Here is an 11701-nt window from a genome sequence, read left to right on the forward strand (position 1 = left end):
CGGCACATGTATCCGGACACTGCAGTGCTAAACCGAGCGGCAGTCCTCTTGAACAATCCCATCTATCTCCTCCTGTGTTCTTAGCGTCAAATGTTATATAACATTGAAATCGACATTTTTTGTTAGCGAAATCATTTGAGTCTAGTGGTATTGTCGAGCTGAGTCAAACTGGTGCATTGCGTCTCAGTCTTCGGCAGTCGAAGCTCGACAGCAGACACGAAAATTTTACAAGAGGGGGGGGAGTCGCCGAGAATGCTAAGCGCAGCAATCAAAGGCCGCCGACAAAAGCATCCTTTGGTAGCACTCTAGCGGTGCCGTGTTAGCTGGTCGAACACGCAGTTGCCGTTGATTATGACGCGTAGGGGTCCGGAGCCACGAAGCTGTTGGGCCGGTTCTTGGTCGTATCGACGAGCGAGTCAGAAGTTTCTGGCGCCATAATTGTTAGATGCACGGCTGGATTGCCGCTATTACTGACCGTCCGGTTATTGGCCGGCAGCAGTCTGTTATCGAGCGTCATCGTCTCGTAGCCGACGATAGCGCGTCCGTAACGCTGGATATGTGACGAGCAAACTGCATTGGAAATTTGGTCTTTAGTCAGAAGCGCTTTTTCTTGTTTAGAAAGCTGATGCCGAGCGCAACGATAAATGATCGAAGTGAAAGGCCTTTATTTTCACCGCGCAAGTCGAGTGTGAGCTTCCGGCGCCAACACAAAGACGATGAGCTACCCAATAAGTCACCCGATATAGGACAAGCGCATCCAACGAGGTGCGCAGCTAGGTAGACCGTGCCAAACACCCGATAGATAATAGTAAAATCCCCTTGGCGCTCAACAAATTAAGTCCTGCCCATTGTCAAACTGGGTCCTGGTCCCGAAATGGCGCGAGCTCGTGCTTTTCCGCACACGTATTAATAATTGAAACTAGGTTTCATAAGTTACGGACTCAACTCTGCTCCATGACCGCTATTGGCGATAGCAACTTTTCTGATAGGCAACGTATGTAGTTGTTGGTCTGGAAGCAACTTTCACTAGAGCCATGCGCTCCGGGCTTGAAAGCCTGCACCACTTTTGTATGACTTTGCACTTAATTCGTGCAAATGTGCTGTAATAACGCTCTTTGCGCTCATCCTTGGTGCAATGCCATCTTTTCTTCTTTCTATCTTGCGGCGCCCGCACCCGGTCGCCTTGCCACCGATCGGCCAGGCGCGGGCCGCGTTCGGTGCATTGTTCGGCCTGGCCCTGTCCGGCGTGCTGAGCCAGGTCGTGCTGGCCTGGAGCGCTCCCGGCGCCCACGTCGCCTGGCTGGTCGCCCCCATGGCCGCCTCCGCCGTGCTGCTGTTCTGCGTCCCCGCCAGCCCCCTGGCCCAGCCCTGGCCAGTCATTGGCGGCAATGTGGTCTCGGCCCTGGTCGGCGTCAGCTGCGCCCAACTGCTGCCCGACCCGATGTTCGCTGCGCCACTGGCCGGGGGGCTGTCGATCGCCATGATGTTCCTGCTGCGCTGCCTGCATCCGCCGGGAGGGGCGGTGGCGATGACGGCGGTGTTGGGCGGGCCGGCGGTGCACGAGGCTGGCCTGTCGTTCGCGCTGGCGCCGGTGGGCCTGAACACCGTGCTGCTGGTGCTGGCGGCGCTGCTGTACAACCGCGTGACGGGCGCGCATCACGTGCACAAGGCCGCTCCGGCGCCGTCCGACGTGGCGGCCGAGGACATCGACGCCGCGCTCGAACACTTCGGTGAAGCGCTCGACGTCTCGCGCGAGGACCTGGCCGTCATCGTCAACGATGCCGAGCACCATGCGGCCGAGCGGCGCGTGCGTCACCTGCATGCCGGCGACGTCGTGGTGCCGCCGCTGGCGCTGCTCGAACCCGACATGCCGCTGGCGACGGCGCGTGCGATCCTGCTCGAACATGGCTTGCCTTCGCTGCCGGTGGTGGATGGAGGAGGGCGGCTGCTTGGCGTGCTGACCTTGAAATCCCTGCTGCGGGCGGCTGCCGAGGCGGAGGCGTGGAGCATCAAGGCGCGAGCGCTGATCATACTGCGTGGCCGCAAGGAGGCCGAGCGGGTGACCGAGTTGATGATCGTCGGGATCGCAGTGCAGGCGGGGCAGCCGGCGAGCGATGTGGCCGCGCTGGCGGGCCGTCATGGCCTGGCGCGGGTGCCGGTGGTCGATGCGGCGGGGATGCTGGTGGGGATGGCAGGGCCGGTCGAAGTGCTCGATGCCCTGCATGGGGTGGCGTTGGCGACGCAAGGGTGGCGGCTGCGGCGCCGGCGCGGGGATTGATGCTGGTTCGGCGCCGATGTCGTACGCGATGATCGCGCTGCCAACGATCACCGCGTCGGCGGCATAGCCGCCGACCCTACAGGTGGATCAGATCGACAAAGTGAATCGGGCCGACACAGGTAAATCAAGCCGATTCAGCCCCGCAGCACTTCTTGTACTTCTTGCCGCTGCCGCAAGGGCAATCGTCGTTGCGGCCGACTTTCGCCTCCTCGCGCACCACGGTCTCGACCGCGGGCTTGCGCAACGGCAGCCAGAAGCGATAGATGGCCGGCACATTCGCTTCGATCTCCAGCGCCAGGGCGTGGATCTTGTGCGGGTTGTCGACCAGGGCCAGTTCTTCTTCCTCGATCTCGTCGGCGCCGAGCAGGTAGATCGGGCGGATCAGTTCGGCCACGTCGGAAGTCCAGATCGGATCCCAGGAATCGGCGCGCAGTTCGACGCCTTCCCAGAAGCCCCAGCACCAGGCTTCCGGATCGATCAGGGTCTTGCCCTCGAAGTCATGTTCGACGAACAGCGGTTCGAACTCCTTCGGCGAGACTTCGAAGGTGATCAGCACTTCGTTCATGAAGCGCATGATCAGGTTGACGATCTTTTCTTCTTCGCGCTTGTTCTTCCACTTCGGCGCGGCCGCCTCGTCCTGGCCCCAGACCAGCGGCAGCCATTCGGCCGGCATGATGGTTTCCGGACCGATCGCGATCGCGGTCAGGTAGCCGTGCAGGGTGTCCATCGTCATCGCTTCGTCGGAGCAACGGTCGGACAAGAGGAACTGGTCGAGTTCGTCGAATTCTTTTTCGGAGAGGGGCTGTTCGAGATGCATGGGAGTGTCTGGTGATGGCGCGCGGGCGCCGGTTTTGCGTAAAGGCGCCAGTGTAACGCCTGCGCCGCCGGGCGGCAGCAAAAACCTCGATTGCAGACGGGAGATGGCGCCGCGGCGCAACGGCCGCGGCGCCGGGACGGCATCAACGCTTGGCGTTGAAGGCCTTGGTCAGCTCGTCGGCCGCGAACTGCTGCGCTTCCTTGGCTTTCGGCACCACCGCGCCCATGCCGAAGAATTCGTGGGTCACGCCGGTGTAGTGGCGGTAGTTGACGGTCACGCCTTCCTTCTTGAGGCGGTCGGCGTAGGCCTTACCCTCGGTCATCAGCGGGTCGATCTCGGCGGTGATCACGGTGGCCGGCGGCAGGCCCTTGAGCGAGGTGGCCTTCAGCGGCAGGGCGTACGGGCTCTTCGGATCGGCGCCGTAGTGCTTGAAGAACCAGCCCATCATCGCCTTGTTCAGCGGCTTGGCGTTGGCGTTCTTCTTGTACGACTCGTTGTTCATGTCGTTGTCGACCACTGGATACACCAGCAGCTGGTGCACCGGCAACTGGGCTTTCTGGTCGCGCGCCATCATCGAGACCACGGTCGCCAGGTTACCGCCAGCCGATTCGCCGGCCACCGCCACGCGGGTGGCGTCGCCATTGAAGCTCTTGGCGTTTTCGATCGCCCATTTGTAGGCGGCGAAAGCGTCTTCCGGCTGGGTCGGGAACTTGTGTTCCGGCGCCAGGCGGTAGTCGGCCGAGACCACGATCGCCTTGGCCCCCTTGGCCAGCGCGCGCACCGACGCTTCATAGACCTTGGTGTCGGCGATCACGAAGCCGCCGCCGTGGTAGTACACGATGATGGGGAACGGGCCCTTGCCTTCAGGGGTGAAGATATGGACCGGGAAGCTGCCGCCTTTGCCCTGGACCGTCTGGGTCTTCATAGTGACGCCCGGCTCCGGCGCCGTGCTCTGGCCGGCATCGGACAGCACTTTTTTCACCGCATCGGCGGCCGACGGCTGCTTGCGCGCTTCTTCCGGGCTCAGGGTGTCGATCGGCTTTGGTTTCAGCGATGCCATCGCGTCGAGCACCTTCTGCATGCTCGGTTCGGCCTTCGGCGGCTGGGCGGCGGTCTGGGCAATCGCGGTGCCGGCCAGCATGCCGGCGGCCAATGCAACCATGGTCAGGGTCAGTTTCTTCATATTTTTCCTTATCGGGTTTCTCGCCCGGCGCGACATGCGCCAGGGGTGTTTCTGACATGAGGCCTTGTAACAATGTCGCTCACTGTGCGTGAACGAACTCAGCGCGGGTGAAATGCGGTCCATTTCCGCTTCGCGGTGCGCCGCCGTACAATAGGGACATGGATAACTTAACCACCGACAACGAAACGCCCGAGAATCCGTATGCGCGCCTCGATCCAGCCCTGGTGCTGGACGCGCTCGACAGTGTCGGCATGCACGGCGATGGCCGCCTGCTGGCCCTGAACAGCTACGAGAACCGCGTGTACCAGGTCGGCCGCGAGGAGGGCGGGCCGGTGGTGGTCAAGTTCTATCGTCCCGAACGCTGGAGCGATGCCGCCATCCTCGAAGAACACGCTTTCGTGGCCGAGCTGGTGGAGCGCGAAATCCCGGTCGTGCCCGCGCTGCAGATCGATGGCAAGACCCTGCATAGCTTCGAGGGCTTCCGTTTTTCGGTCTTCCCGAGCCGCGGCGGACGCGCGCCCGAGCTGGGCGACCCGGCGGTGCTGGAGTGGATCGGCCGTTTCATCGGCCGTATCCACGCCCAGGGCGCGGTCAAGGCCTATGAGCACCGGCCGGCGCTCGATCCGGTCACGTTCGGCCGTCAGCCTTATGACTGGCTGCGCAGCCATGATTTCATCCCGCCCGAGCTGATGGCAGCGTGGTCGAGCGTCGTGGAGCAGGCGCTGGACGGCGTGGCGCGCTGCTACGAGCGCGCCGGAGAACTGCCGCTGCTGCGCCTGCACGGCGACTGCCATGGCGGCAACGTGCTGTGGACGCCGGACGGCCCCCATTTCGTCGATTTCGACGATAGCCGCATGGGCCCGGCGGTGCAGGATATGTGGATGCTGCTCTCGGGCGAGCGCCACGAGATGGTCGGCCAGATGGCCGACGTGCTGGCCGGCTACGAGGACTTCTGCGATTTCCACCCGCGCCAGCTATACCTGGTCGAGGCGCTGCGCACCCTGCGCCTGATCCATTATGCGGCGTGGCTGGCGATGCGCTGGAGCGATCCGGCTTTCCCGGCCGCCTTCCCCTGGTTTAATACCCAGCGCTATTGGCAGGACCGGATTCTGGAGCTGCGCGAGCAGGTGGCCCTGATGGACGAGCCGCCCCTGTGGCCGGTGTGAGGGGCCGAATGGATGAGCTGAGCCAATATTGCCGTCCAGTTCCGCGTAGCATACTGAACGGATTTGCCGGATAATCGAACCGACCGCCGCCATTGAGACCTCGCATGGAACCAAACCCAGCCAAGCAAGACGAAGCCGACTTCTCGATCGACCTGTCGCAGGCCGCCGGGATGGCGCCGCCCGAAACGCCTCCCGAGGCCGCACCCGAAGTCCCTGCAGCCGCTCCGGCGCCAGCCGCGCGCAAGCCGCTCGAGATGCGCGAAATCCAGGAAGCGATCGCGCGCGTGGAAGCGGAGGCCAAGGCCAACGTCGCCTCTGAAAACCGCCAGACCGCCGAGTCGCGCGCACGCACGCTGGCCGACGAGCGCGCCGCCATCGATGTGGCCGCCGCCGCCGCCGCAGTAGCCAATTCGCAGGCATCCGAAGAGGCGATCGCGGCCAACCGCGACCGCCTGGAGTCCCTGCGCGCCGCCTCCAAGGCATCCGCCGAGCGCCTGGAAGCGATCCGGCAAGAGACCGCGGAGCTGCGCGCGCGCGTCAAGAGCGATACCGAGATCCGGCTGGCGCTGGAGGCCCGTTCGCGTTCCGAAGAAGAAGCGCGGCGCCGCGCCGCGGTCCAGATGGAAGCCGAGGCCGAGCTGGCGGCCAAGGCCGCCCGCGCCGCCGACGAGCTGGTGGCGCATACCGAACAGGCCAGGCTGCAGGCCGCCGAGCGCATGGCGGCGGTGGAGGCGGCCAAGGAAGAAGTGCTGCATAACGCCAGCGCCGACGCCCGCATCGCAATCCTGGCGCGCGAGCGCGAGCGCGCCGAAAAGGCCGCGCGCCAGACCGCCGAGAAACTGGCCGAGGCCGAGGCCGAGGCGCTCGACCTGACCCAGCAGCGCGAACGCGCCGACCAGGTGGCCCTGGCCTCGGCGTTCGCGCGCGCAGCAGCCGAAGCGCGCGCGCTGGAAGAAGCGCGCGCCATGGCCCACATCGAACAGGAGCGCGAGGCGATCGCGCTGGCCCAGGCCGAGTCCGAGCGCGTCGCGGCCCAGTCGCTGCGCATGCGCCTGCAGACAGAGAAGGAATTGCGCGACGCCGCCACCCACCGCGAGCGCCTGGAGCAAATGGCGGCCGCCAGCGCCGAGGCGCGGCGCGAGGCCGAGACCCGCATCCTGGCCGCGACCGAGGCCCGGATCGAGACCGACCGCAAGCTGCGCCTGGTGGCCGAAGACCGCGTCCGCGCCGAGGAAGAAGCGGACGAGCAGGTGCAAGCCCGGCTCGAGGCCGAGGCCGAGGCGGCGCTGGACGCGCGCGCGCGCGCCGCGGCCGACGAGGCGGCGGCAGCGGCGGCACTGCGCGAAGCCGAGGAACACCGGCGCGAGCAGGCCCTGGCCGAAGAAAAAGCGGCGCTGGCCCAGGCCGCGGCCGAGGTCCAGGCCAAGCGCAATGCCGACGAAGCGGAAGCGGTCGCATTCGAGGCCGAGCTGGTCGAACTGCAGCGCCAGGCGGCGCAGCTGGCGGCGAGTAAGCGCGAAGAAGCCGAACGCCTGGCCCAGCTCGAACGCGAGCGGGTGGCCGCCGAATCCCAGGCCCTGCTTGAGCTCGAGCAGAAAGTGGCGGCCGAGCGCGAATTGATGCTGGCGGCCCAGGCACGTAGCGAAGCCGAGGCTGCCGCAGCGGCGGCGCTGGCCGCCAAGGCGCAGGCCGAACGCCGCCTGGAAGAAGCCCAGCGCGCAACGTTCGAAGCGCAGCAGACCCAGACGGATGCGGTCGCCGAAGAAGCCACGCAAGCCGAGGCGACCCGCGACGCCCAGCAGGCGCATGCGCGCCGGGCGCAAGAACTGGCCCAGGCCCAGCAGGAACGCACCGAAGTCGAGCGCCAGCAGGTAGCACTCACCGAGCAGGCGATCGGCGCCGAGCGCGAAGCCACGCAAGCCGCGCGCGAATCGCTGGCCCTGGTCGAGCGCAAGCTGGCCGCCCAGCGCGCCCAGGCCACGGCCGACGCCCGCGCCAACGAGGCGCAGGCGGCGCGGCTGGCGTCGGAACATGCCGCCGCCCAGGCCGCCGAAGCGCGCGCCGAGGCCGAGGAAGCGCAAGCCCGGCTGGCGCGCGAGCGCGAGCTGGTCGAGCAGGCGGCGGTGCAGGCGGCGGTCGAGAAACGCGAAGCCCAGCGCGCGCTGCTGGAGCACGCCCAGGCCCACGCCGAGATGCAGCGCAAGGCGGCGCACGCCACCTTGCAGATGGCCGATGCGCGCAAGCACCTGGTGAATTTGGAAAGCAAGCGCCAGGACGAACAGGCCGCCGAACTGGCGGCGACCGAGCGCGTCATCGGCGAGCGCAAGGTCGAAGCCGGCCAGCGCTCGGTGTCGGCCGACCTGACGCGCGAGGTATTGGGACGGTTCAAGCAGTCGCAGGCCCGGGCCGGCGACACCTCGGCCGCGCAGGCGGCGGCGAGGTTGGCGGAAGTGATTGCTGCCCAGCGCGAACTGGACCGGGATCTGGATGGTAAAACGGACCGGGACTAACGGCGTGGGCTGCGCCTGCGTTTAACTGCGGCCCGCACCCCACGCACGTCGTTCCCGCGCAGGCGGGAACCCAAGTTTGCCGGCACTGATGGCACGTTCGAGGTAGCCGGCGACGCGAATAACTTGGGTTCCCGCCTTCGCGGGAAGTCGTTTCTGCCAGTGGCAGGAACGACGTAGCGGTATGCTTACTGTGCAGGCGCCGCTTGCACCGGCGCCCGATTTTCCATCCCACCCTGCGCCTGGCTCGGCGACACCGGATCCACCGGCCCCGTCACCGCACGCTTGACGAAATACTCGGTATCGCCAAAGCAGCTGGTCGGCACGCCCTTGTGCTGCTCGTACGAGATCTGCACGCGGCGGCCGATATTGCTATTGAGTTGCTGCACCACCGTCTCATCGCGCACGGTGAAGGCGAAGCGCTCGGGAATCGCTCCCGGCATGCTCGACAGCAGGATCTCGCCCTCCCAGGTCTTGCACAGCCAGCCTTTCTTGGAGAACGTCTGCAGGTAGCCGGCGCGGTCGCCCTCGGAATACGCCCAGGTCAGGGTGAACCAGGTGTACAGGGAACCGAGCACCGCCACGACGGCGACGACGGACAGCAGGATGGCGGTAGAGCGGGCTTTGGGCATGGTCGGGCAGGCGATCAAAAAGGTTGGCACGGGTTGGCACGGGTTGTCAATATGGCAGCGCATCTGCGGTGCGCGCTCATTCTGCCATGCCTTGCAGTAATCGCAAACTGCGAATCTCATCCGGGCCGCTAATTAACCGGTCCGCGCCGCCACCTCGGCTTCCTGGGCCGCGATCCTCCTGCGATAGCGTATGGACGACCACAGCGATACCAGGATGAAGGCCAGCCCCGACAGCCCGGTAAACCATTCCGGGATGTGATAGTGCACGCTGGCGAACATGATCAGGGCCAGGATGCCGATCGCGTAGTGCGCCCCGTGCTCGAGATAGACGAATTCTTGCAACGTGCCCTTGTAGACCAAAAACACCGTCATCGAGCGCACGAACATGGCGCCGATGGCCAGGCCCAGCATGATGATCACGACATCGTTGGTGATGGCGAAGGCTCCGATCACGCCGTCGAAGCTGAACGAGGCGTCCAGCACTTCCAGGTAGAGAAAGCCGCCGATGCTGCCCTGCGAGATCATGGCGCCGACCGAGGGGTCTTGTTCTTTCTCTTCGAGCAGTCCGCTCAGCCATTTGACGCCGATATAGACCAGCACCCCGGTCACGCCCGCGATCAGCACCGCCAGCTTGCGCTGCTCGGGCATCAGGCGCATGGCGCCGATCACGCACAGCAGGGTGAGCAGCACGGCTAGTCCCTCGGAGCCGTATTTACCGACCTTTTCCTCGAACCAGGTGATCCAATGCAGTTCTTTTTCCGTATCGAAGAGAAAGTTCAGGAACACCAGCATCAGGAAGGCGCCGCCGAAGGCCGCGACCTCGGCGTGGTGTTCGGTCAGGTGGCGCGAATACTCATTGGGATTGTCGATCGCCATATGCCAGACGTCGAACAGGCCGAGGCCGGTGGCGGCGGCGACGATCACCAGCGGAAACAGCAAACGCATGCCGAACACCGCCACCAGGATGCCGACGGTCAGGAACAATTTGCGCCAGAACTCGTTCCAGTGCTTGAGCACCGAGGCATTGACGACAGCATTGTCGAAAGAAAGCGACACTTCCAGCACGCCGAGGATGGCGGTGATCCACAGGGCCTGCAGCAGGCCGGGCAGTCCCCGGTGCTCGTAGCCCCACCAGCCGGCAAGCGCCATCAGGACGGCCGTGACGATGAAAGACCAGCGGAAGTGCCGCATACATACCTCTTGTCTGTATTGACTCGTTGGGTCAATATTACCGTTTCCCGGCCTGATGCATCCGTTCCAAAAGTCGCCCGTCAGGCCTTGCTTCTGAGATAATTCCGCCCAGCATTTTCACCTATAAGACATCATGGAAATTATCTACCTCGCAACGCCCATACTGACCTGGATGGTGGTCGGTCCGATCAAGTTTCTCATTTCCAGCGTCCGCCTGCGGCGTTGGGCCTTCGACCTGGTCGGCAATGGCGGCTTTCCCAGCAACCATAGTGCGGTCGTGTCCAGCATGGCCACCCTGATCGCCCTGCGCGAAGGCATGGACAATCCGGCCTTCGGCGTGGCGTGTGCGCTCGCCTTTATCGTCATGATCGACGCCAACAGCCTGCGCCAGCACGTCGGGCGCCACGCGGTGTCGATCAATCGCCTGCACGACGGCAAAGAGGACTACGTCATCCTGCGCGAACGGATGGGCCATACCAAGATCGAGATCGCTGGCGGCGTCCTGACCGGCATCGGCATGGGCTTCCTGATCAATGCCGTCTTCGGCGGCTTCTGATCATGTACATACGGCGGCGTCCACTTCCCGGACGTCCGCCTGTCCGTTTTACCCTGCATCCCGTCCTGGCAGGAATGCAGCTCATCGCCAAAAAACGCAGTTCATCCATCGAATTCGGCGTTACACAGGTTCGTCAATTGACGCCATCAGGGCCCTCCTGAATACTTCGCGCTGGCTGTATCTATTCTCATTTTTATAAAAAAGACCAAGTCCTTCTCTGGAGAACCACAATGCTGCGCAAAACCCTCCTCGTTCTAGCCATCGCTTCAAGCCTCGTCGCCTGCGGCAAGGATTCCGCCAAGGCCCCCGGCCAGGGCAAGGACAACAAGCCGACGCAGCTGACGGTGGCGCCCGAGGATGTATTGACGATCCAGAGCGATTCGATTTCGTCGGGCCCGGTGGTCACTGGCTCAATCCAGCCGGAACGCAAGGCCGACCTGCGCGCCGAAGTCTCGGCCATCGTGCTGCAGGTGCTCAAGGAGAACGGCGAGCCGGTCAAGCGCGGCGACGTGCTGGTGCGCCTCGATGAAACCTCGATCCGCGACACCCTGACGTCGGCCGAGGATGCCCAGCGCGCCGCCGGCCTGGCGCTGGAACAAGCCAACCGTCAGCTCGAGCGTCTCAAGACCCTGACCGCTTCGGGCATGACCTCGGCCAAGGCCCTGGACGACGCCGAAATGGCGCGCAATAACGCCCTGAGCGAGCTGTCGGGCGCCCGGAGCCGCGTCGCTACCGCGCGCCAGCAACTGGCCCGCACCACCGTCCGCGCCCCGTTCGACGGCATCGTCTCCGAGCGCAAGGTCTCCAACGGCGACACCGCCAATATCGGCAAGGAGCTGGTGAAAGTCATCGACCCGACCAGCATGCGCTTCGAAGGCGCGGTGTCGGCCGATTCGGTCAGCACCGTCAAGGTCGGCCAGAAGGTTAATTTCCGCGTCAACGGCTATGGCGAGCAGCAGTTTGCCGGCATCGTCAAGCGCATCGACCCCGCAGCCAACCCGGTCACCCGCCAGGTCGAGGTGCTGGTGGGCTTCGCCGACAAGGCCCAGCCGCGCGTGGCCGGGCTGTACGCCGAAGGCCGCGTCGATGCTTCCTCGAGCGATGCGCTGACCCTGCCCGAGTCCGCCCTCGTGCGGGTGGGCGACAACAACCATACCTGGCGCATCAAGGACAAGACGCTGTCGAAGGTCGCCCTGGTGGTCGGCGCGCGCGACCCGCGCACCGGCAACGTCGAGATCAAGCAGGGCCTGGCCGCTGGCGACATCGTGCTGCGCTCACCGACGTCGAACCTGAAGGACGGCCAGAAGGTCGACATGCCGGCCGCCCGTGTGGCCAGCGCCACCGCCCCGGCCCAAGGCAAGTAACGCAGGA

At 64.8% G+C, this 11701-nt stretch carries 9 protein-coding genes; 5 read left to right on the forward strand and 4 right to left on the reverse strand.

The genetic code is table 11. The annotated features are described in order from the left end of the window. Positions 1-1183: 1183 nt before the first annotated feature. Complete coding sequence (locus AC3A6F_RS04950) at positions 1184-2278, forward strand: HPP family protein (protein WP_487678857.1); 1095 nt, start codon at positions 1184-1186, stop codon at positions 2276-2278. Positions 2279-2402: 124 nt separating this feature from the next. On the opposite strand, the gene AC3A6F_RS04955 is transcribed toward AC3A6F_RS04950, so the two are convergent. Both AC3A6F_RS04955 and AC3A6F_RS04960 read right to left on the reverse strand, forming a co-directional pair. After that, positions 2403-3095, reverse strand: coding sequence for a UPF0149 family protein (locus tag AC3A6F_RS04955; protein ID WP_487678858.1), 693 nt, complete (start codon positions 3093-3095; stop codon positions 2403-2405). 142 nt (positions 3096-3237) lie between these two features. Beyond that, complete coding sequence (locus AC3A6F_RS04960) at positions 3238-4278, reverse strand: alpha/beta hydrolase (RefSeq protein ID WP_487678859.1); 1041 nt, start codon at positions 4276-4278, stop codon at positions 3238-3240. Between the two features lie 158 nt (positions 4279-4436). Here AC3A6F_RS04960 and AC3A6F_RS04965 point away from each other — a divergent pair, with 158 nt between their 5' ends. Together AC3A6F_RS04965 and AC3A6F_RS04970 are read left to right on the forward strand one after the other, a co-directional pair. Further along, positions 4437-5444: a serine/threonine protein kinase gene (locus tag AC3A6F_RS04965; RefSeq protein ID WP_487678860.1), complete on the forward strand. Its 1008-nt coding sequence runs from the start codon at positions 4437-4439 to the stop codon at positions 5442-5444. A gap of 104 nt (positions 5445-5548) precedes the next feature. Beyond that, positions 5549-7954, forward strand: a complete 2406-nt coding sequence (locus AC3A6F_RS04970) for a coiled-coil domain-containing protein (RefSeq protein WP_487678861.1) — start codon at positions 5549-5551, stop codon at positions 7952-7954. A gap of 185 nt (positions 7955-8139) precedes the next feature. Here AC3A6F_RS04970 and AC3A6F_RS04975 read toward each other — a convergent pair whose 3' ends face one another. Both AC3A6F_RS04975 and AC3A6F_RS04980 read right to left on the reverse strand, forming a co-directional pair. Beyond that, complete coding sequence (locus tag AC3A6F_RS04975; protein ID WP_487678863.1) at positions 8140-8613, reverse strand: hypothetical protein; 474 nt, start codon at positions 8611-8613, stop codon at positions 8140-8142. Between the two features lie 102 nt (positions 8614-8715). Further along, on the reverse strand, positions 8716-9774 hold the full coding sequence (locus AC3A6F_RS04980) for a DUF475 domain-containing protein (RefSeq protein WP_487678864.1): 1059 nt from the start codon (positions 9772-9774) through the stop codon (positions 8716-8718). A 133-nt stretch (positions 9775-9907) separates the two neighbouring features. On the opposite strand from AC3A6F_RS04980, the gene AC3A6F_RS04985 reads away from it, so the two are divergent. Together AC3A6F_RS04985 and AC3A6F_RS04990 are read left to right on the forward strand one after the other, a co-directional pair. Continuing rightward, a complete protein-coding gene (locus tag AC3A6F_RS04985) occupies positions 9908-10330 on the forward strand; it encodes a divergent PAP2 family protein (RefSeq protein ID WP_320474801.1) in 423 nt (140 codons plus the stop codon). Between the two features lie 230 nt (positions 10331-10560). Further along, a complete protein-coding gene (locus tag AC3A6F_RS04990) occupies positions 10561-11694 on the forward strand; it encodes an efflux RND transporter periplasmic adaptor subunit (RefSeq protein ID WP_487678865.1) in 1134 nt (377 codons plus the stop codon). Positions 11695-11701: the final 7 nt, after the last annotated feature.

The sequence above is a fragment of the Massilia sp. Soil_C_3 genome (genome assembly GCF_057657035.1).